The sequence below is a fragment of the Paenibacillus barcinonensis genome, assembly GCF_003217495.1.
In the GTDB taxonomy this organism is placed as follows: domain Bacteria; phylum Bacillota; class Bacilli; order Paenibacillales; family Paenibacillaceae; genus Paenibacillus; species Paenibacillus barcinonensis.
In genome coordinates this window covers 22939-44970 of sequence record NZ_QJSW01000023.1, presented here as the reverse complement: position 1 = coordinate 44970, position 22032 = coordinate 22939, and the positions used below count along the sequence as shown (strand labels likewise).

Sequence of the window (22032 nt, the reverse complement as noted above, 5' to 3'; positions counted from 1 at the left end):
TCATACTCCGGCGTAGTATGTCCATTGTATACCTGTTTATCTGCAATTGACTCGCCAGCGTTGTTCTAATCCTGTAACAAAAAACGGTAGCCTATTCCTGGCTCCGTCTGGATAAATGTTGGGCGGGTTGGGTCTTCCTTTAACTTTTTGCGCAAATGGCCTACATAAATCCGCAGATAGTGGCTGTCGGACTCATGATGATGAGCTCCCCATACTTGCTGCAGCAGCTGGCGCTGGGTAACGATTTTGCCTGCATTGGAGGCCAGCATCTTGAGCATTTCATACTCCGTCGGCGTTAATTTGATCTGCTCCCCGTCCAGCTCGACCTGTCTAAGAGCCAGATCCATAACCAGTGTTCCAAACCGCAGCACAGGTTCATCTGTAGTTTTGGCAACGTGCCGCAGCGCTACCCGAATCCGGGCAACCAGTTCACCCATGCCAAACGGCTTGGTCACATAATCATCTGCGCCCCCATCCAGTGCAGCAATTTTGTCCGTCTCCTGATCCTTCGCTGTAAGCACGATGATCGGCACCTGTGACCACTCCCGTATCCGGCGAAGCACGTCCATACCCGACATGCCAGGCAGGCCCAGATCGAGAATGATCAGATCGGGATGAATCATACTCGCCTGCATGATGCCCTCTTCTCCATCCACACATTCATAATGCTCATATTGGTGAGCCTGAAGGGTCACTTTCAGCAGTTTGCGAATCTGCGGCTCATCATCAATCACCAAAATGCGAGCCCCTAATGCCGTGTTCATCTATTCTCCAGCCTCTCCTTGCACTGAACAGGTCAACGGTAATTCCTCCGTTCCCGCAGGCAGATCTATACGTATTCTTGTTCCTCCAGCCGAATTCGGCTCAGCCTGGATGGTGCCTCCGTGAACTTCCACAACACCTTTGCAGATGGCCAGACCCAGCCCTGTTCCCGTAATATGGAGCGTCGATGGGGAACGATAAAATTTATCGAAAATTTTATGCCGTTCCGCTTCACTGATGCCGACACCCTGATCATCCACAATGAAGAGCAACGAGCCAGCATGTTTATCCTCACTCACCTGTATCGTCACCTTGCTTCCTTCGGGCGAATATTTGATCGCATTGCTGACGACATTCACAAGCACCTGCTCCAGCAGCACTTCATCTCCGTAAAAAAAGACAGGCTCCTCCGGCAATTGCACCGTAATTTCCCGCTGAGGACTGAATTCCCTGATCTTCGCCAGCACAATGCTGATCATATCACCTGCGTCACACCACTTGCGGTTCAGTTGCAGCATCCCGCTCTCCAGACGCACCATACCGAGCAGATTGGTTACCAAACGGTTCATACGCAACGCGCCATCACGGATGTTGCCGGTCAACTCTTTTCGATCCTCGGATGTAAAAAGATGATCATTCTCGATCAGCCCCGTGGCCGAGCCGATAATCGCGGTTAAAGGGGTGCGCAGCTCATGGGACACAGAATCCAGCAGCGCGGTTCGAATCCGCTCCGATTCAGCAGTAACCTGCGCAAGGCGTGCCTCCTCCGCCAGCTTCACCCGGGCAATGGCTCCTGCCGCAAGACTGCCGCAGGCCTCCAGCAGCAGACGCTGCTCCTGCTGCTTCTCCATCGTGCTTGCAGTCATATCTACCGCAAGCACGCCGTGAATGTGATCCTCTGTTCGCAGTGGAACATACAGCCCGGAGGACTTGCCCAGCATAGGGGAGCCTTGGCCTGCGATCTGTCCGTTTTTGTACACCCATCCCGCAATCGCCAGTTCCGAGGAATGGCCTCCCCAGATGCTCTTTTCCGAATCTGCTCCAGACCCGCTGCTCGCCCATAACTTGAGTTCTCCTTGTGAATCAGGCAGATATATGACTGCCGGGTTGCCCAGCATCCGTGATATATGGCTTGTCATGTTATCCAGAAGAGTATCCAGGTCGCTAATTGCAGTAATCTGACGACTTAGATCATATAACGCCTTCGTTGTCGCTTCACGCGACTCTACCCGATCCAGCTGTTGCCGCAGTCGACCTGCAAGGCTCGCTGTCATGATGGCAACGGCCAGATATACAACAAACGAGATCAAATATCGCAAATCCTCTACCGTAAAACTTAAATATGGCGGCACAAAGAAAAAATCAAACATAATGACACTCAAGGTGGCGGCGTAGACAGCCGGCCCCATTCCCCAATACACCGCACTGACCAGTACGGGAAACAGGTACACCAGAGAAACATTAACCAAGTCATCACTTATACCGATGATATGAAGCAACACCGTTAACAGAATGATGCCAAGCGTAACCCATAGATACGCAGGTACCCTTCTCTTGCGAAAAAGCCCCTGCATATGGCTCGAATCTCCGTCCTTCTCCGTGTGCTCAGACAAATTCGTTTCCACCCGCTTCATCACACATTTTCGTTCTCAACTGCGTTCATAGACCATTTGTCTTCAATTGCTTTTCATTCTCTCTATTATTTATAGTCATCATCTGCCACGATCAAAACATCCCGATGTCTTGATAGACGCACTAGACGATTAACAACGGAACCCGATCCCCGATGACCATTTAGCCACCAGACTCGTCTTGCCTGCCCTACCACAAGCTGGGTGGCCTTCACTTCCACAGCCTTGGCAGCAAGTATATCCGGTACTTCCCTCAGCCTGGAGCTGTAGTGAATGTGGAAATAACCCCCAAGCCGAACAGTAAGCTGCTCCAGGCTGGACAGATACTCCTGCAGCTCGCCACTTATCGTTGTACCGATGTGTACATGATGGACATACCAGGCCGCTTTCAAACGATAAGCCATGCGAAAACCTCTGCGAATCAAACGCTCGGCATGACGGTCATTGCTGACACAGACAAACACAATCTCCTCCTGACGCCATGGGCCCCTCAGTGTTCGTGGGGATTGCTGAGCTTCAAGCCGCTCATCCACGACATCGGCTAACTCTCGCAAGGCCAACTCTCGCAGCGCAATCAGATTACCCATTCTGAAGAAGTTCGCAAGCGCCTGCTCCACCTTGGCAGATGCATAGATTTTACCCTCTCGCATGCGTTGCCGCAAGGCCTCGGGGGCAACATCAATCAGCTGCACCTCGTCTGCCGATTGAATAATCCGATCAGGAACCGTCTCTCGAACCCGAACACCCGTAATATGCTCCACTGCATCATTTAAACTCTCCAGATGCTGCACATTGACCGTTGTAATGACCGATATGCCTGCGTCCAGCAATTGCAGCACATCTTCATAACGCTTGTGCCAGGCACCGCCGGGTACATTCGTATGAGCCAGTTCATCCACCAGCACCACTTCAGGATGATTTCGCAGGATGGCTTCTGTGTCCATCTCCTCCAGCTGCGATCCTTGATACAAGCGTTGTACTCGCGGGATGATGGTCAGTGCGCCAATCTGCTTCACTGTATCTGCCCTGCCATGCGTTTCAAGCAATCCGATCTGCACGTCAATGCCTTTGCGCAGCAGGTCGTTCCCCTCCCGCAGCATCATGTAGGTTTTACCAACCCCCGGAGCAGCTCCGATATAGATCTTGAACGCACCCCTGCGAATCAATCCGATCTGTTCCTTCATCTCCTGCTCGCTAAGTCTGCGGTAGGTTCGTGGTTCAGCATCACTGACTTTGGCTGGCAGGACCCGTTCACCTTCGGTGGCTACACGATCTGCCACCAGCAGCAGATCCACCCCCTGCAATTGGCGAAGCAGCGAGTTAATGATAGAACCTTGCCATAACTCCTGCCAGCGTGTACGCCGGGAATGCCCCATCACAATTCGGGTAATCTGCTGTTCCATCGCATAATGTGCCAGTGCGGCAGGAATATAGCGGCGGTGCAGGATGGGCAGCTCCTGCATCTGACCGCCGATTTTCTCCACCAGCTTCATCATGCTGCGGCGAAAAACGGCGGCCTCTTTGCTCAGCGGCTGCTTCATCTGGCGAAAGACGACGGCATGCAAGCTGCCATTTAATCTGCGAGCAATCTGCTGACCGCGCTGGATGTAGAGCGAGCCATTCCAATGATACTGTGCGGAGACAAGAATACGCTCCATAATACCTGTCGTGGCAGGAAGGCCCATGCCTTCCCGGTGTTCACGCAGAGTCTCATTCACTCCTTCTGCGACGAGCTTCAGGGCCAGTTCACGTAGAATACCAACGTTGCCTTGACGGAACACATCCGTATTGCCGTGACCTTGCAGGTGACCTGCGGCTAGACGGCTGAGTATGGTTTCCGGCGTAACATCAATCAGCTTCACTTCATCCGCAAGCTCCAGCGTGTCTGCCGGCACCGTATACGTAGCTCTAACCCCCGTCAGCTGCCTCGCCAGCTCCGTGTAACCCTCCAGCTCATATACATTCACAGTTGTCATAACACTGATGTTATGGCGCAGCAAAAAGCGGATATCCTCCAGGCGGGTGGCATGGGCTGCCCCGGCCCGGTTTCGATGGGCAAGTCCGTCAACCAATACGACCTCGGGATTACGTGCCAGCAAAGCCTCCAGATTCAAGTCCTTCATCTCTGCTCCATCACTGTGCCTTATCCAATGAATGCTGGGTACACGTTCGAGCTCGCCGAGCTGTTCCACCGTTTCCGGTCTCCTCATTGTGGAAACAGCACAGATGACTACATCTATACCCTGCTCACGCAAGTCGTTGCCATCCCGCAGCATATGATAGGTTTTGCCTGACCCACTGACCGGCCCAATGTAAATTTTCAGCGTGCCCTCATGCAGCTTCGAGATCATACGGAGCATCTCTTCAGGAGATTTGCGTTTGAAGCTGTCCTCCACACCTTATTCCTCCTTTCGAAAGCCCCCTTACTTCTCCAGATCCATCAATGCCAGATTCAGTTCGGTTACGTTCACGCGTGGTTCCCCGAATATGCCTAACTGGCGGCCTTGCGTGTGCAGCTTCACAAGCTGAGTTAGTTGCTGCTCGCTCAAGCCTGTCGCTTGGCTGATGCGCGGAATCTGTGCTTCTGCCGCTTCAGGAGACAGGTCGGGGTCAAGCCCCGAGCCAGAACCTGTAACCAGATCAGCAGGAATTTGTAGCATTACAGAAGGGTTCTCTTGACGGAGGGCAGCCAGCTTCACCTTCATCTCCGCAATATACTCCGGGGATGCCACTGCGCGATTAGACCCTGCCGAGGCGGTCGGATCATAATTAGCGCTCGATGCCCGGGGCTGGAACAGCCCCGGCGATTTCACTTCCTGCGCCAGCAGGGAGGAACCGACGATTTTCCCCTCTCGTTCAATCAGACTGCCGTTAGCCTGAGCTGGAAACAACCATTGTGCAACTCCCGTCGTCAGGAGAGGGTAGGCAAGACCACAAAGCAACATCAGCACCACCGAAAGCCGCAAAGCGGGTATAAACATCTTCATACATATCACGTCCTGAGTAGATTTAATGGATCAATCAAACACATGCAGCCCGGCAACCCTTCCTCCGAACTACATCAAACCAGACAACACCAGGTCGATCAGCTTGATACCGATAAACGGCACGATGACACCACCGACACCATAAATGAACACATTACGCCCCAGCAGCCGTTCAGCAGACATCGCCCGATATTTCACACCCTTCATGGCAATCGGGATAAGGAGCGGAATAATAACTGCATTAAAGATCAAAGCAGACAGAATGGCAGACTGCGGTGAAGCCAGTCGCATGATGTTGAGCGCCTGAAGCTGTGGCATGGCGAGAATAAACATGGCCGGTATAATGGCGAAATATTTCGCAATATCATTGGAGATTGAAAATGTCGTCAGCGCCCCGCGTGTAATCAGCAGCTGCTTGCCTATGGAGACCACCGACAGCAGCTTGGTCGGGTCGGAATCCAGGTCAATCATGTTGGCCGCTTCCTTGGCCGCCATCGTGCCTGAATTCATCGCCAGGCCCACATCGGCCTGCGCCAGAGCAGGAGCATCATTCGTACCGTCGCCAGTCATGGCAACGAGCTTTCCCTCCTGCTGCTCTTTTTTGATTGCTGCAATCTTGTCCTCAGGTTTCGCCTCCGCGATAAAATCATCCACACCCGCTTCCAATGCAATCGTCGCTGCGGTCAGCGGGTTATCTCCTGTACACATAATCGTCTTGATCCCCATCGCACGCATCTCGGCGAATTTCTCTTTGAGACCGGGCTTTACGGTGTCCTTCAAATAAATCACACCAAAGATACGGTTATGGATGGCTACAGCCAGCGGTGTGCCCCCTGCTTTGGCTATTCGTGTTGCCATCTCCTCCAGATCACCCGGTACACGGCCGCCTTCGGAGATCACGTACCGCTTGATTGCATCCACCGCGCCCTTGCGAATCCTCGTTCCATCCGTTAAATTCAGACCAGACATTCGTGTCTCGGCGGTAAACTCTACACTCTCGGCTCCTGCGTAATTACTCTCCGCCCACGTGTGCCCCTGCTTGCTCGCCAGCTCCACAACAGAACGGCCCTCGGGAGTCTCGTCTCGTACAGAAGCTTGCAGTGCCGCCTGAGTCATCTCGGCTGTAGTCACGCCTTGCACCGGGGTGAACTCAAACGCCATGCGATTGCCATACGTAATCGTGCCGGTTTTGTCCAGAATCAATGTGTCGATATCACCAGCGGCTTCCACAGCTTTCCCTGACATCGCAAGTACGTTAAACTGTGTGACCCGATCCATGCCTGCAATACCGATGGCAGACAGCAACCCCCCGATTGTCGTCGGAATCAGACAGACGAGCAGGGCAATCAGCGTTGCCAAATCCAGATGAATACCAAGATAATCAGCCATCGGAACCATCGTCACAATGACGATCAAGAAGATTAGCGTTAGCACGGCCAACAGAGTTGTGAGCGCAATCTCGTTTGGTGTTTTCTGACGCTGAGCCCCTTCAACGAGAGAGATCATACGATCCAGAAACGATTCGCCCGGGTCCGTCTGTACCCGCATGATGATGTAGTCCGAATTGACCCGTGTGCCCCCGGTCACAGAGGAGAAATCGCCGCCCGCTTCCTTGATGACTGGCGCGGATTCACCCGTAATGGCCGATTCATCTATAGAGGCCAAGCCTTCGATAATCTCACCGTCCGTTGGAATGAGCTGCCCTGCCTCCACACGGACGAGATCTCCTTTTTTCAGCTGGGTCGAAGCCACTTGTTTCAATGTTCCGTCCTTCTGCACCAGATGGGCCACCGTCTCCGACTTGGTCTTGCGCAGCGTATCTGCTTGGGCCTTCCCCCGTCCTTCTGCCAGCGCCTCCGCAAAGTTCGCAAAAAGCAGGGTAAACAGCAGGATGAAAAATACGGCGATATTGTACCCCCGACCCGCATCGGACGCGGTGAAAAGATTCGGATCAATACATAATAAAAGGGTAATGAATGTGCCAACTTCTACGATGAACATGACTGGATTTTTAATCATGACCATTGGATTCAGCTTTTTGAAGGCATCTCGCATCGCCTGCATCAACATCGGTTTGTTTACAGACCTTTTGGCTGCGGAATCACGCTGTATATTGTTGTGACGTTGATGCTGCGGCTCGTTGCTCAGTCCAGGTATCTCGGATGCAGGCTTCATTGTGCTCTCCCGATCCCTGTCATCTTCAGTCTTAGCCATTCGTTCCATGTTTTGCTCCTTCTTTCACTCATTTTTTATAGCTACTCCATAATGTTCTCTTGTTCAGTGAACCATCGCCAGATGCTCCGCAATCGGACCAAGAGCAAGTGCAGGAAAAAACGTCAATGCTCCTACAACGACAATCATCATAACGAGAATACCGGCAAACAGCGGCGTATGCGTCCGCAGCGTACCTGTTGTGACAGGCACAATCCGTTTCACTGCAAGCGAGCCGGCAATCGCCAGCATGGCGATCATCGAAACATATCGACCAAGCAGCATGACAATACCGATAGAGATGTTGTAAAAGTCCGTGTTGGCGTTCAGTCCGGCAAAGGCCGAACCGTTATTGGCAGCCCCGGAGGCGAACGCGTACAGCACCTCGGTCAGCCCGTGAGTGCCGCCGCTAGAGATGGATGCAATCGCCTCAGGTTGCATCAAGGCGAGCGCTGTTGGCGCAAGGATAATCAACGGATGAATCAGCAGGGCAATACAGGCCAGCTTGATCTCTTTGCCTTCGATTTTTTTGCCCAGAAACTCCGGTGTCCGTCCGACCATGAGCCCGCAGATAAATACCGCAATGATCACATAGAGCAGGCCATTTAACAGGCCGACACCCTTCCCGCCAAATACGTTATTCAGCATCATCTGGGCAAGCGACACCAGCCCGCCAAGCGGAGTCAGTGACTCATGCATGTTGTTGACCGAGCCTGTCGTTGCCGCCGTAGTCACCGCCGTAAACAGAGCCGACTCGGGAATGCCAAACCTGACCTCTTTGCCCTCCATATTGCCGTGCAGTCCGGCCGTCTCCAGCGCTGGTACACCGCGATATTCCGACACAAACACGGTGGTCAGCATGACGAGAAACAGAAAACCCATAGCCGCAAATAGCGCCCAGCCCTGCTTCCTGTTGTTCACCATCAAGCCGAATGCATAGACCAGCGCCGTAGGCAGCAGCATCATGCAGACGATATGCACCAGATTGCTCAGTGCCGTCGGGTTTTCGAATGGATGTGCTGCATTGGTGCCAAACCAGCCGCCTCCATTCGTTCCGATATGCTTGATCGACTCCAGCGAAGCCACTAATCCGCGTGTAATGGTCTGCTGCGCACCCCCCAGCGTTGTTGCATGCACTGCACCTGCCAGCGTCTGCGGCACTCCCTGGAACACAAGGAACAAGGCCACAATGAAGCTGAGTGGTAAAAAAATACGCGTGATCGACCGAACCAGGTCGACATAAAAGTTGCCCAGATCATCCCTGCGGCCCACCAGTCCGCGAATGAAGGCAATCGCTACAGCGAACCCCGTTGCCGCCGATGTAAACATCGGGAACGTCACCGCCAACAGCTGTGACAGATACGACAGGGCGTTCTCGCCTGTATACGACTGCCAGTTGGTGTTGGTCATAAACGATACGGCCGTATTAAACGCCTGCGCCGCAGGCATATTCTCGATCCCGTCTGGATTAAGCGGCAGGAACCTTTGCAGTCTCAGCACCAGAAACATCAGGATCAGCATGATCGCATTGGAGATGAGCACAGCGGCCACATATTTTTTCCAGCCCATGGACTCCTCTTCACGTACTCCCATCAGCCGGTACAATACGCGCTCCACCCCACCAAAAACCTTGTCCAGTCGGGTTGGCTGCCTGTCAAACACCTTCACCAGATAACTGCCTGCCGGCTTCACCAGCAGCAAAATGATTAGCAGCGTTACCGCCACTTGCACTACACCGATACCCATATCTGCATATCCTCCCTAATCAACCTCAACATTTCCCTGCAATTTATCTCCTGTGATCTCCGCTTTTGGGCGTATCATCTGAACAGATGTGTCAGAACCTCTCAGGCCTTACCAGCACATACCCGAGATAAATGATCAATACAAGCACAATCATTCCGATGAAAATCATAATGTATCGCCTACCCTCCCTGCCCTCAGGCCTTCTCGCAAAACTTCACAAATCCCCAAAACACTACAAACAACAGGATAATCAGTCCAATCATCGTGGCGTCATTCACCATATGTCCCTCATCCCTCTCTCCCGTTCTTCTTCCTGCTACAGTCCAAATCGTATTACGAAACGCTGTAAAAAGGGGGTAAAGATATGCCGCCACCGCTGTAAAAATAGCGTAAAAAAGACCCGTTTTCTCAGCGGTAAGCTGAAAAAACGGGTCTTAGCGTAAATGGAGTGGAATCGGGGTCAATTGGTGACCTCATCCATTTTTATAACTATGAGTGGGCATATTCTTCATATTTCGAATCTTGGCCGTTGAACGACTGCTCATATAATTGTTAAAAAACTCTGTCTTGATGCCGGTCAGGTGATGGAAGAAAGACGTCTCCACCTTCCAGTCCTGCTCGATCATATATCGAATATCAACAAGCCCTTTATTGGCAAGAAGATCAATGATTGTTCGAATCCGCATCGGTGTCTGCAAGGGAATCGTCTGGTCAAACGGCTCTCTCTCCAGATATCCTCTTCGGTGCATCGCGGCATAGAAATTACGATGTGCTTTGGCATCCATCAGTCCAAGGTTGGCGGCGCGATAGCCAAGCACTTGTAATGAGGTCTTCCATTTATTTTTCAAATCAAGGTAATGATCCGGATTGGTTAACTGGGGGATCGCCTGCATATCCTGTGTAAACTCTTCTTCTGGCAATAAAAATGCACCAGCGAACAGATTGGCTTCATTTTCAATCTCTTTATGCTCTTTCCGATCCAGACTTACAAACTCCAGACGATAATGAAGCAGCAGATGACCAAGCTCATGCGCGATGTCAAAATTCCGACGTACCGCGGAACGTTTGATATTACCCAATATGATGAAGGGGCGATCCGCTCTCGTCCACAAACTATAAGCATCAATGCCTTCGCCAATCGCCTTCTCGAAGACGTAAACTCCACTCTTTTCGAGCCAGAACATCAGGTTCTCATTGGTCGCTTGCTCCAGATTTAAACGTTGCCGCGCAAGCCTTGCCACATGTTGAATTTGAGTAGCCCGATCATCAGGCGAATGATTCATGTATTGGATCGCTTCTTCCCTGAGTTGAATTATTTTCAAGGTGGGAAGACTGATCTGAGCCGTAATGTAGTTAATAAACGTATCCAGGTACTCTACATGTTTGGCCTCCGTTTGTGTCTTGGAGATCACATTCATTACCTTGGACCGGTACGCAATGTTCATCACATTGATGTTGGTCGCGTTATTGTACTTCGCGAGCATATCCTGCTCGTAAAAATACTTGCTTTTGACACTGAAAATGCGTTTCAATTCATTCACAATCGGCACTTTGGGGGAAGTGTACGCATTCTCATACTGCCAGACCGCCTGCTCGGTCACGCCCAGTTTCTCGGAAAGCTCTTTCCTCGAATATCCATGCATGATGCGCAGATTGGTCAGATTTTCACCCATGAACACACGGTTCCCTCCTTACTAGACCTCGGGGTGGGTTACCCCTGCCGTTCTTCTTCCAATATTTCAATATCATACGCTGCCGGATCAAGCATACCCTCCGAATCAGGCGCGAGCACCTCGCGTTCACGATCATCAAGCTCAGCACCCGAGATGAGATCAGACAGATCCTCTATAAAATAGGCTATGTTATCATGCGGATTAGGCAAATAATGCTTTACTCTGGAAATTTGATACGCATCATCCATAGCATAGGTAAGAATATGAAACTCATTATACATGGATGATAGTTGCTTAATTTCTTCCTTGACACGCGTAACCTGACTTAATTGAATCGGTAAAGAGAGCTGCACCACGGTTTCAGACTGATCCGATTCATCATGAAATGAAGGATCAACGGGAAAATCCAGATCTGCATTGATTTTCGACAAATCATGTAAATACGTACGCAGTGCACCTTTACGATCGACACCCGTAGGTAGCTTGGCTCGAGAAAAGCATTTTTCATTAAAGTAGGCTGCGTTTTTAATCAAAAACAGCACTTTGGAGTCCTTATGTGTAAATTGAAGGTAATCCCAGGTTAGACCTGCTTTGGACTTTTTATGCGTGAATGCCTGTCCGTCATACTCTTTAAAATTTTTTGCAATTTTGCTCTCAATAAAATTACCCTTTGTCCAGGCAAAGGCTGAACTTATCTCCATCCGCTCTCGTCGATCTATACGGTGCTCAATATATTCCCGGTACCCTTCGATAATAGCTTTAACAATCATCTGACTATGCTCAGGCTTGAATTTATATTGTTCCATATATATCACTCCGATTCAGAAGGTATAAAGGCTTCTTTTATTTTAAAGGATATCCGGCGTATATGATATGATTTTTTCTTATATTTTTAAAGTAAATAATTCTGGGCCCACTGCATCAATCTTTTCTTGGTAATCTTTCCATGCGAAGCATGGTGGGCAACCTGTCCCTGATCCAGCAGCAGCACCTGCGGGGATTCATGGTGGATCTCGGTCTCCTCCGCAATGCGGTGCGACAACGAGCGGTTCTCAATAACTTTGACGATGCGATATTGCATATTCTGCCTGGGATCAGAAGCATTGGTGCCAACAAAGGCCATAAATTCCCGGTACGCACGCGCGCTGACAGAACAGGTTGTGCTGTGTTTCAGCAGCAGCACCGGATGCTCCTGAGAACGGCGAAGCACCTCTTCCCAATCCTGCGTTTTGTGCAGCTCCAGCACATGCTCGCTTAACATATCATGCGAATCAGCACCTGTCCGCTTGCTGGCCACTGAACCGATGACCACTCCCAGAGCAGCGCCAAATGCAATGCCAAGCCCAATCTGCCCGGTTGCTGTACCGATACTGACTCCGATTGCCAGACCGACCCCCAGCCACAAGGCTTGATGATTCACCTTTTTCTCCACCAAAACCATCCTTTCTCCAGCTATGCATATAGATTCCGATGTTTGAGTTCCCCGACCTCGTATTTGTTCAAATTATAGCACAGCCCTCTGTGCCCGAGCTCTCAGAATCTGCATCTTTCGATGTTCTAATTGTGATACACTGGTGTTAATTTGGAAACGATGAACATAAGAGTAGCTGAAAGGCGGAAATTCAATATGACATACGCTTTTACCATTGAACCACCGGAATATTACGCACTGGACAACGAGCACGAGTTAATTGCCAAATGTCAGGAGTGGGGCCTGATCTCGGCCAAAGCCACCAAGCTCAAAACGTTTTATTATAAAGGAAATGGACAGCATCTGCCCTGCACCATTCTCGGCTTTGTCGATCACATGACGGCAGTTATCGAGCTGGATAACGGACAGAAGCATTGCATTCACCCTTCGTATCTGAAAGAAATGCAGGCCTCTGGCTACAGTACGAGAGGATTAAGCGGAGCAGGAACCGAACCAGGCACAGAACAGGAAGCCGCCAGCCCAAGTGCTGAAACAGCTGAACGAATCTCCGATGCTGCCGATGCAGCTGATCAAGCTGACGCGCCCGCCCGTTCGTATGACATGGAAGATGATGATGATACCGCGGAATCATCCTCCATACTCAAGGGTGACCCGGACGGCCTGGTGGAGGAATACATCGGCCCTCAGAACAGTACAGTCCCAGATGCAGAGGCCAAGCCTAGGACCAAAGCTGCACCTAAAGCCAAAGCCGTCAAAATTGATCTGCCCGATGGCAAAGTGAAGATGAGCGCAGTGGTCAAAGAATTTACGACGGTACCGAATCATTTCTCGGACAATGACGACGAGGTTATCATTTACGAAGCCGTCACCATTACGGAGCCGGAAGTAATCGAGGTGGGGGATGCCTGGTCCAGCCACAGTGCAACGATGAAGAAGCAGGAGCTGGAGGTCGGTGACGTGCTCACGTTTGAGGCGAAAATTATTAAGAAAAAGCTGACCCGCAACCCGGTGCCTTACAAAATCAACAACCCGTCCAAGATTCAGAAGGAAGAGTAATCTCTATTTTCATAAAAAACTTCAAAAAACCTCCACACTGCTACTCGCAGCTGATGGAGGTTTTTAGCAATAACTTATGAATGAGCTGCACACCCGTAAGCCGGGCTCCAGAACGTTTCTTGAATCGGCAAATGCACTTTACCGCCCACTTCAAGTTTACCGAAAATGCTCTTCGCTTCCTCAACCGTATCCGTGTTGATTGTAATGGTAACATTATCTCCAATGGTGTGCGGCATACCTGGCACCGAATGCATCTTTGTAGAATTCGACAGCTTCACGCCCATTACCATTGGTAACAAGGTACACACTCAAGCTAATTGCCATAGATTGTTATGCTACAGATATTCCCTTCTCTCGCCATATCTTCTCTAATCAGAAAAAAGCCACTATTTCCGAGTAGGGTCGGTCAAGTGGCTGTAGATGTTCTATTCTGTTATTACCCTTGTTATACGCGGCTGCATTGTCTTCAATGTACCCCGACTTATTATGCCTGCACAATACGATCAATCTCACTTTTCAACAAAAGGTATCGATGCACACTTCTCATAATAGGTACCTTGGTAAGCTTGTTTTTATCAACATACAGCTTCATCTGGTCTTTGCTCAGCCCCAGCAGGTTGCCCGCTTCAGTTACTGTCAGCACCACTTCGGGATTTGTTGCGTTAAATGTCCTCTTAACCTTCTGGTTCCAGTCCTCAAATACCTGCATAGATCCGTACCTCTCCTATCCATAGCCAGTTATGTTCAGGCTGAATATACTCAGTATACCATACTTGTGATCATCGTAACTTATGCCTTGGTCGCAACTCGCCGATGATTATTGGAAAAAGCTATTTCTTATATGGTAAAAAGAGCCGCGATATCGCGGCCCGGAAGCAAAGGTATTTTGTTTTTGCTTTTCGTATATACATTTTTTTCTACGCTTCATGCCAGAAGCGGCGCAGATTGTCCATAGCGATCTTGGAAGCGGCTTTGCATTCCTCCATGCCCTCGAACTCCACCGTTATATTGCCGTCATAGCCGGAATCCTTGATCAGCTTGACGATTTTGCGAATGGGAATGTCACCCTGACCTACAATTGCACCACGCAGAAAGTTGCCGTAGGTTGTCGTGAACCACTCCCCTTCCCCTGGATGCTCGTCATACGGACGGAAGTAGAAGTCTTTGAAATGAATGAGCGAAGCATATGGCAGATTCTTCATCACACCGATGATCGGATTCTCATCCACACACATAAAATTACCGATATCAAGCGTTGTTTTGAAGTTTGGTCGATCTACAGCATGCAGCACCCGCTGTACCCGATCACTGGCCTGAACGCTGAAGCCGTGATTCTCAATCGTTGTGGTCATTCCATACTGCGCAGCGTAATCCGCAATAATCCGGCTTCCTCGGACCATCAGCGGCAGATGCTGCTCAAACCAGGCAATCGTTGTACTCTCCTTCGGCAATTTGAATGCTGTAACGTCATGGCGCAGATGGCGGACGCCCATACGATGTGCTACATCCACATGCCTTTTGACCCGGGCCATCTCTTCTTCAAAGGCTTCTTCTGTCTCCTGTACAAAATTAGCCGGCATCGAATAGTTGGACAACTCGATCCCCGTAGCTGCGGCTCGATCCCGAATCGCATCGGCAAGCTCGTGGTTATCCTCCACCGTATAACCGTAAGGCACCATCTCCATATGCTCGCCGCCGTTCGCTGCAATCCAGTCAATGACATCCAGCACCGTCATGGCTCCCGAGTTCAGATCATTCAACAAACTGTACGTGCTCAGACCAATCTTCATCTGCTCCACTCCCTATCGTCGATATCGCTCAATGAATTGCACGGCTTTACGAATATCCACTTCCGGCTGGTGCCCGACCTCACGCTCAATAGTCAAATACCCCTTATACCCAATCTCCTGCAGAGCGGCAAAATACGCATCAAAATCAACGGCCCCTTCACCCAGCGGCACTTCCCGGAAAAAGGTACCCGAAGCGACCATTTCGGCAATTTTGTCATGATCCATAGGTGCATACCCTACCGCACCGTATACATCGCGTGGATCAACCTCCTTCAGACGCAAGCCATCCTTCACATGGGTGTGCACGATGTAATCCTTGAGCAGCTTAACCCCCTGCACCGGATCATCCCCGGTGACCATGACCATATTGGCCGGGTCAAAATTGACCGAAACGCCGTTCGTCGAGAGTGTATCCAGAAAGCCTTTCAGATCAGCGGCCGTTTCCGGTCCCGTCTCGATGGCAAAGTAGGCACCTGCGCTTTTCGCATATTGCCCTAACTCCTCGCAAGCGGCGTGCAGGGTTGCGTATACCTCTGAGGAGGTATCATGCGGAACGATCCCGATATGTGTAGTTACAATATTCGTGCCGAGCTCAAGGGCAAGATCCACGATTCGCTTGGATTTTTCCACTTTCCATGCATTATCCGCCTGAACCTGAAACCCGTGACCGCCCAGATCGCCAACGAGCGCTGAAATCTCAAGCCCCAAACCATCAATGTAGCTTCGAAGCTCTTTACGTGCCGCAGCAGAGAGATTTTCGGGGTCCATCTCCCCTTTCACCGCATAGATCTGTACACCTTCTGCACCTGCATCCTTGGCTTTGATCAGTCCTTCCTTGACCCCTACACCAAAGCTATCTACGATGACACCGATCTTGTTCGTTAATTTCATGTCGTACCTCCCGCGAATGATTGGATGGATAATCCAGTTTTTTTAACACGCTCAGCCCATTGTACGTTCGATACCTATTATATAAAGTTGAACTAAAGATTTTACACAACCCACTCCGATGACAGAATAACCTTCCAATCGCTGTTATCCCCAGATTTTTTTGATTCCCTTTCCCAAAGGGAAAATCCGGTGATAAGCATATGCTTCCGATGCAGCTTTCTTTCAGAAAGCTTTCAGGCGACCGCTCCGCTTTTCCAGGTTTTTTCTGTCCTCTCCGTTAACGTGTAAATGAATCGTTCAACTTAATATCTGCTTCAGCTTGATGGAACAAGCTTCACTGATTTGATCTCAAAGGGCCTGAAGGTTAGCTCAAAAGCTCCGTCTTCACAGGCAAGCGGCTCTAACTCATCCTCGAGCAGATTGATGATGGACGCACGGACATGCTGTTCCTTCCACTTCACCTGCACCTTCTCCCGCCCTCCACTGGATTCATAGAATCGAAGCACTGTGCCTGTTCCATCTTCCAATGCCTTGATTGTATCCAGAATAACATGTTCACTCTGGATTTGGAGCCAGCTGTGCCTGGAAGGCTTGGTGCCCTTGTGTGGAGTCGCCGCAACGACCTGCACGGGATGATTCAGCTCCATGGCGCGTTTCACGACATCAGCCTGACGCCAGTCTCCTGCATGCGGCAGTATAGCATACGTAAACTCATGCTGCCCCTGATCGGCACGTACATCCGGCCATTTGGGTGCTCGCAGCAGCGACAACCGGATCATGCGATCCTTGATGTCATAACCATACTTGCAGTCATTCAGCAGACTGATGCCGCTGTTGCCCTCCGAAAGGTCAGCCCAGCGATGCCCGCAGACTTCAAACTGTGCCCGTTCCCAGCTTGTATTGGTATGGGTTGCACGCTCCAAAGCACCAAACGGAATCTCATACGTGGCTTTGGCTGCCACCAAATCTGCCGGGAATGCCACCTTGAGCAGCTTGTGGCTCTCGTTCCAGTCTACAGACGTCTTGAAATCTACCCTGCGCTGGTGATGGTACAGAATCACATCCTGACTAATCTCGGAGTCATTCAGCTTCCAGCGAAACCTGAGTACATCCTGCACAGAGCCACGCTGCACAATCTCTCTGGATACCAGCTGCACAGCACCCGCCCGCTGCGATTCAAATCGCGGATCAATATCCCATGCATCCCAGTACGTCGGTCGATCATGGAAAAATTGCCATTCATTCGCCTTATCTCCCGGCTTCAGCCATTCACGGTCTAGCGTTTTGTCGTACCATCTTGTGATCTCGCCCCAATCGTTGAATTCCAGCGTGTAAAATATCGTTTCCCAACGAGCGGGTAGGGGCTCAAGTGTAGCCGCGTCTTGTGCTTTTGAGTTATCTGTGAATGGCACCTGCACTGTACCCAAGTCCGTTGAAGTGTTGACCTTATCGTGTAGTACCTCAGATGCTGCAGCCGGCTCCAGGCTGAATTGATCCGCAATTGAAATAATGTCCTCCGATTCACGCAGCCATATCGTGCTGTACCCGAACGCCGGAATGGAAGGAACAAGAATATGCAGACTGCCCCCGCCTTCATGTTGCTCGGCCTCACTAACCAAACGATTGCTATGGCAATCATACGCTATCATTCCAGCCATCCCCGTTCCCCCGGAGATGCAGATCACTTCACTGCGCTCCCAGCCCAGGCTGTTGAAAATGACGTACGGTGTGCCTGATACTTCATCTGTTGTTATGGTGTTGGTGAGTGCGCCAAGTGTACTCTTCAGGACCTCATCCCCCAGCGAAAACACCTTCGAATACTCCTCGGCAGAGGTAACGTACACTTCAGGGATGGACGTGCCCGGGATAATGTCATGGAACTGATTCAGCATCATCAGCTTCCAGCCTTCATCCAGCACTCCCTTGTTATACGTGACCCTGCTGTCATCTGCCCCGAACTGGCTCCAGATCTCTGCTTCGCGATAGAGCACCTCAGCCTTGCGATTACTTCGTTTGTTCCTCGCATGGGTTGTATAGGTTCCACGATGCAGCTCCAGATACAGATCACCATGCCACTTCGGCAGTGTCGGTTCACCTGCCTCGATGCCTTCAAAAAATGCCCCGGCCGTACTGAATCTGCTGACAGGCTGCCCCACCATCAGGTGAGCACGCTCGGCAAACTCCACCATCTCATTCGTCACACCGCCGCCGCCATCGCCATGACCATAGAGCAGCATCTGCTCGGGATGTACATCCTTTTGTTTGTAAGACTGCCAGTGTTCATCGACATCCTTGGGACGTGTATGCTCGTTCACGCCATGATTCAGGTAAGCCAGCACCGATGTACCGTCAATCCCTACCCAGTCGAACAGATCATACGGAAACACATTCGTATCGTTCCAGTTCAATTTGGTCGTCATAAAATAAGGAATGTCGGCAAGCCGCAAAATCTGCGGCAATGAAGCGCAGTACCCGAACGTATCCGGCAGCCACTCGATATTGGAACGTTTGCCGAACTCGGACTGATAAAATTGCTGCCCATACAAAATCTGGCGCACCAGGGACTCACCGCTTGGAATGTTCAAGTCCGGCTCCACCCACATGCCGCCGACCAGCTCCCAGCGCCCTTCGGCAATACGCGCCTTCACCCGTTCGTACAGCTCTGGATAATGCTCCTTCACAAAGGCATATAACTGGGGCTGGCTCTGGGAATACACAAAATCCGGGTACGTATCCATCAGCGTACACATTGTAGAGAACGTACGACTTGACTTGCGGACCGTCTCCCGTACAGGCCAGAGCCAGGCCACGTCAATGTGAGACTGTCCAACCAGATGCATGAAGCCGCTGCGGTATTGCTCCGGGTCTGCCTGAAGCACGGTCTGAACGAGCCACTGCTCCTGCTCCTGCAACCACACCCCATCCTGCCAGCGGCCCGGATCATCGTTCATCTCATCCATCACCTGATGCATCGCCCGCACCAGTGTTGTACGCTTGGCATCCTTCTCCATCGAAGCCTGCAACGATTCGGAAATCACCGTCATGCTGTACATCAGGCTTTGGAGCGGTTGATTCACATGCACCAGCGCCGCTCGTATCCCCTGAATGGGAGGCTGAATCACCGCCTGCCGATTGAGTGGATCATGTGGCTCGGGGATGGGATCATACAATTCAATCTCCAGCTTCGGCGCAGCGCCCACACGCTCTCTCGGCAAAGGTACGAAGGAATGATTGCGATCCAGTCCGTGATAAGGAACACCATTCACCTTGAGCAAGCCTTCCCCGCCTGCTTCAAAAACAAATCCAGTCGCTTGACCCTGCCACGTCTCGGGAAGCTGCACGCTTTGGCTCAGAAAATACGTCGTTCCATGGGTACTATTCAAGGGATCTAAAGATTGTGTCGAGGCTGCCTCGGAATCGTACTCATATTCTCCCGGCAGTATGTACCGCGCGCGCTGCATCTGCCACTCCGGAAGTTCTACCACATCCAGCCACTGCCGCTGCTTCATATCTTCAATGAATCGCTGAATTCGGATCATACGGTCACCTCCACTTGCTGTACATGTAAACGGCATGCTGTCCAGTCCGCCGAGCTGCGGCCTACCATCAGCTTGAATTCACCTGGCTCGACGACAGACTGGAGATGAGAGTTGATCAGGGCGAGATGTTCCTTATGCACAGGGAACGTCACTGTACGAGTCTCCCCTGGCTCCAGATGGATTTTGCGAAAACCTTTTAATGATATCTCTGCCCGGGTAACGGAAGCCGACACATCGGTGATGTACAGCTGCACGACCTCTTTGCCTGCTACTTCTCCAATGTTCGTAACCTCCACTTGCACCTCGGCCTGCTCCTCCGGCCCGATGACCTCTGGCGTTACACGTACGTTATCATACTTGAATTGTGTGTAGCTCAGCCCATGCCCAAAAACATACTGCGGCGCAAGCTGCATCTCGAGGTACCTTTTGCCGCGCGTCCGCTTGGCGTGATAGTACACGGGAAGCTGTCCTTCATGCTTCGGAATGGAGACCGTAAGACGACCGGATGGATTCACATCCCCGAACAGGATATCTGTGATGGCATGACCGCCCGCCTGCCCCGGATACCAAGCCTCCACAATAGCTGGAATATGCTCGTCAATCCACGGTTCGGCAATCGGACGTCCGTTAATATAGACCACCACGACAGGCTTCCCCAGTTTATGCACCTCCTGCACCAGCTCCAGCTGTACACCCATCAGATTCAGTGAGGAACGGTCAATGCCTTCTCCGCATTCCATGTCATTCCACGGATCATCCGTCACCACGGAAGCACCTGTACGCAGATCAATCGTACCTTCGCCAAAATCACGCGCACTTGATCCGCCCATCACCATGACGATGACATCTGCCTGCTCTGCACATGCAAGCGCCTGCGCAAAGCCCTCTCTCGAATCACCCTTGATGCGACATCCGGGTGCGTACAGCACCTGACCCGAATCGGCACCAAGCTTGCGTGTAATGCCATCCAGTACGGTGACAATCTGCTCCCTCAGCTGTGGTGAGGTGTAGTCTCCAAGCTGATTATACATATGATTGGCATTCGGCCCGATGACAGCCACCTTAACGCCTTGAGCAGCAAGCGGAAGCACATGGCCTTCATTTTTCAGCAGTACGATGCCCTCCTGCGCAACTTCTCTTGCCAGCTGCACATGCTGCTCACAGCCGATTACACGATCAGCCATATCAGGATCAACATAGGGCCGCTCGAACAAGCCCAGTCTGAACTTCATCTCCAGCACCCGCCGTACAGCGAGGTCCAGCTCTCTCTCCCCCAACAAGCCCTGCTCCAGCGCCTGCGCCAGATGTTTGCGGTACATGAAGCCCGACATTTCCATGTCCACACCTGCCCGAAGGGACTGTGCTACTGCCTGTTCGCCGTTCTTAGCCGTGTTGTGTCCGTTCACCAGCATCTGGATGGCTCCAAAATCCGTAATGACAAATCCGTCAAAGCCCCACTCCTCCCGCAAAAGGTCATGAAGCAGATACGTGCTGGACGTACAGGGCACACCATCAATCTCGTTATAAGCGGTCATGACCGAGCAGGCCCCGGCTTCCACCGCTTGTTTGAACGGCATCAGGTCGATCTCATGCAGTTCACGCAATCCCATGTGCACAGGAGCCGCATTGCGTCCTCCCTCCGAGCTTCCGTATGCCGCAAAATGTTTAAGTGTTGCCACCACGGTATGGTCGGAATCCAGACGCTCTCCCTGCAATCCGTGGATGGCTTCCACAGCAAACTGCCCGATCAGATAAGGGTCCTCGGCAAAGCATTCCTCCGTCCGTCCCCACCTCGGGTCACGCACAACATCCAGCACCGGAGAATACGTGGCTGCGCCGCCCTGACTCCGGGTCTCCACAGCGATGGCCTCGCACATGCTTCGATACAGCTCGGTGTTCCACGTACTGCCTACCGCCAGCGGTACAGGGAAAACCGTTGAGCCAATCGCCATATGTCCGTGGGAGCACTCTTCTCCGAAAAGAATCGGAATCCCCAAACGGGAATGCTCTATCGCATAGCGCTGAATCACATTGGTTGCTACCGCCCCTTGGCGCGGTGTCAGTCCCGTCTCCAGGGTTACTTCCGTCCACGGATCAGCTCTGAGCACACCATACAGCGAGCCGACACCACCCTGCGCCAGGTCCGCCACGAACTCCTCCGTTACCTGTACGCTGCCATCCGCTTCTTTCTTGTACGTCTTCCAGCCCATAGGCTGGATCAGCTGTCCAATCTTCTCTTCCGTGGTCATTCGTGAGAGCAGATCCTGAACCCGTTCCTGAATCGGGAGCGAAGCATCTTGGTAGTCCATTTGCA

At 51.4% G+C, this 22032-nt stretch carries 17 protein-coding genes; 1 reads left to right on the top strand and 16 read right to left on the bottom strand.

Annotated elements, in window-relative coordinates; genetic code table 11:
* Positions 1-65 precede the first annotated feature (65 nt).
* The 10 genes from DFQ00_RS23880 to ytxJ all read right to left on the bottom strand — a co-directional run bounded on the left by DFQ00_RS23880 (position 66) and on the right by ytxJ (position 12442).
* Positions 66-764, bottom strand: a complete 699-nt coding sequence (locus tag DFQ00_RS23880) for a response regulator (RefSeq protein WP_110898971.1) — start codon at positions 762-764, stop codon at positions 66-68.
* On the bottom strand, positions 765-2375 hold the full coding sequence (locus tag DFQ00_RS23875; protein ID WP_244213982.1) for a DUF4118 domain-containing protein: 1611 nt from the start codon (positions 2373-2375) through the stop codon (positions 765-767).
* Positions 2376-2461: 86 nt separating this feature from the next.
* Entirely contained in the window at positions 2462-4753 is a 2292-nt protein-coding gene (locus tag DFQ00_RS23870; RefSeq protein ID WP_110899006.1) for a histidine kinase, read from the bottom strand.
* Positions 4754-4816: 63 nt separating this feature from the next.
* Complete coding sequence (gene kdpC / locus DFQ00_RS23865; protein ID WP_110898970.1) at positions 4817-5380, bottom strand: potassium-transporting ATPase subunit KdpC; 564 nt, start codon at positions 5378-5380, stop codon at positions 4817-4819.
* Positions 5381-5449: 69 nt separating this feature from the next.
* A complete protein-coding gene (gene kdpB / locus DFQ00_RS23860) occupies positions 5450-7450 on the bottom strand; it encodes a potassium-transporting ATPase subunit KdpB (RefSeq protein ID WP_244213985.1) in 2001 nt (666 codons plus the stop codon).
* A 207-nt stretch (positions 7451-7657) separates the two neighbouring features.
* Entirely contained in the window at positions 7658-9337 is a 1680-nt protein-coding gene (gene kdpA / locus DFQ00_RS23855; RefSeq protein ID WP_425271053.1) for a potassium-transporting ATPase subunit KdpA, read from the bottom strand.
* A gap of 91 nt (positions 9338-9428) precedes the next feature.
* Positions 9429-9491: a potassium-transporting ATPase subunit F gene (locus DFQ00_RS30380; protein ID WP_425271054.1), complete on the bottom strand. Its 63-nt coding sequence runs from the start codon at positions 9489-9491 to the stop codon at positions 9429-9431.
* A 319-nt stretch (positions 9492-9810) separates the two neighbouring features.
* Positions 9811-11016, bottom strand: coding sequence for a spr1629 family repressor/antitoxin (locus tag DFQ00_RS23845; protein WP_110898969.1), 1206 nt, complete (start codon positions 11014-11016; stop codon positions 9811-9813).
* Positions 11017-11048: 32 nt separating this feature from the next.
* On the bottom strand, positions 11049-11816 hold the full coding sequence (locus DFQ00_RS23840; RefSeq protein WP_110898968.1) for a spr1630 family ClpXP-sensitive toxin: 768 nt from the start codon (positions 11814-11816) through the stop codon (positions 11049-11051).
* 86 nt (positions 11817-11902) lie between these two features.
* Entirely contained in the window at positions 11903-12442 is a 540-nt protein-coding gene (ytxJ, locus tag DFQ00_RS23835; protein ID WP_174812202.1) for a bacillithiol system redox-active protein YtxJ, read from the bottom strand.
* A 195-nt stretch (positions 12443-12637) separates the two neighbouring features.
* Between ytxJ and DFQ00_RS23830 the strand changes: the two genes are divergently transcribed.
* Positions 12638-13498: a hypothetical protein gene (locus tag DFQ00_RS23830; RefSeq protein ID WP_110898966.1), complete on the top strand. Its 861-nt coding sequence runs from the start codon at positions 12638-12640 to the stop codon at positions 13496-13498.
* A 74-nt stretch (positions 13499-13572) separates the two neighbouring features.
* Here DFQ00_RS23830 and DFQ00_RS23825 read toward each other — a convergent pair whose 3' ends face one another.
* The 6 genes from DFQ00_RS23825 to DFQ00_RS23800 all read right to left on the bottom strand — a co-directional run bounded on the left by DFQ00_RS23825 (position 13573) and on the right by DFQ00_RS23800 (position 22027).
* Positions 13573-13797, bottom strand: a complete 225-nt coding sequence (locus DFQ00_RS23825) for a VOC family protein (RefSeq protein ID WP_341866285.1) — start codon at positions 13795-13797, stop codon at positions 13573-13575.
* 185 nt (positions 13798-13982) lie between these two features.
* Positions 13983-14207, bottom strand: coding sequence for a MerR family transcriptional regulator (locus DFQ00_RS23820; protein ID WP_110898965.1), 225 nt, complete (start codon positions 14205-14207; stop codon positions 13983-13985).
* Positions 14208-14415: 208 nt separating this feature from the next.
* A complete protein-coding gene (locus DFQ00_RS23815) occupies positions 14416-15288 on the bottom strand; it encodes a sugar phosphate isomerase/epimerase family protein (RefSeq protein ID WP_110898964.1) in 873 nt (290 codons plus the stop codon).
* Positions 15289-15300: 12 nt separating this feature from the next.
* Positions 15301-16179 (bottom strand): sugar phosphate isomerase/epimerase family protein, encoded by an 879-nt coding sequence (locus DFQ00_RS23810; protein WP_110898963.1) that lies wholly within the window; start codon positions 16177-16179, stop codon positions 15301-15303.
* Positions 16180-16493: 314 nt separating this feature from the next.
* Positions 16494-19718 (bottom strand): alpha-mannosidase, encoded by a 3225-nt coding sequence (locus DFQ00_RS23805; RefSeq protein WP_110898962.1) that lies wholly within the window; start codon positions 19716-19718, stop codon positions 16494-16496.
* Positions 19715-22027 (bottom strand): glycoside hydrolase family 3 N-terminal domain-containing protein, encoded by a 2313-nt coding sequence (locus DFQ00_RS23800; protein WP_110899002.1) that lies wholly within the window; start codon positions 22025-22027, stop codon positions 19715-19717. The genes DFQ00_RS23805 and DFQ00_RS23800 overlap by 4 nt, the downstream gene beginning before the upstream one ends.
* Between the last annotated feature and the right edge of the window lie 5 nt (positions 22028-22032).

Bases quoted from the DNA above. Each gene is read 5' to 3' on its own strand.
- DFQ00_RS23880 (WP_110898971.1), bottom strand. From the start codon at position 764: ATGAACACGGCATTAGGGGCTCGCATTTTGGTGATTGATGATGAGCCG.
- kdpB (WP_244213985.1), bottom strand. From the start codon at position 7,450: ATGTTGATGCAGGCGATGCGAGATGCCTTCAAAAAGCTGAATCCAATG.
- DFQ00_RS23800 (WP_110899002.1), bottom strand. From the start codon at position 22,027: ATGGACTACCAAGATGCTTCGCTCCCGATTCAGGAACGGGTTCAGGAT.
- DFQ00_RS23815 (WP_110898964.1), bottom strand. From the start codon at position 15,288: ATGAAGATTGGTCTGAGCACGTACAGTTTGTTGAATGATCTGAACTCG.
- DFQ00_RS23820 (WP_110898965.1), bottom strand. From the start codon at position 14,207: ATGCAGGTATTTGAGGACTGGAACCAGAAGGTTAAGAGGACATTTAAC.
- DFQ00_RS23840 (WP_110898968.1), bottom strand. From the start codon at position 11,816: ATGGAACAATATAAATTCAAGCCTGAGCATAGTCAGATGATTGTTAAA.
- kdpA (WP_425271053.1), bottom strand. From the start codon at position 9,337: ATGGGTATCGGTGTAGTGCAAGTGGCGGTAACGCTGCTAATCATTTTG.
- DFQ00_RS23805 (WP_110898962.1), bottom strand. From the start codon at position 19,718: ATGATCCGAATTCAGCGATTCATTGAAGATATGAAGCAGCGGCAGTGG.
- kdpC (WP_110898970.1), bottom strand. From the start codon at position 5,380: ATGAAGATGTTTATACCCGCTTTGCGGCTTTCGGTGGTGCTGATGTTG.
- DFQ00_RS23830 (WP_110898966.1), top strand. From the start codon at position 12,638: ATGACATACGCTTTTACCATTGAACCACCGGAATATTACGCACTGGAC.
- DFQ00_RS23870 (WP_110899006.1), bottom strand. From the start codon at position 4,753: ATGCTCCGTATGATCTCGAAGCTGCATGAGGGCACGCTGAAAATTTAC.
- DFQ00_RS23810 (WP_110898963.1), bottom strand. From the start codon at position 16,179: ATGAAATTAACGAACAAGATCGGTGTCATCGTAGATAGCTTTGGTGTA.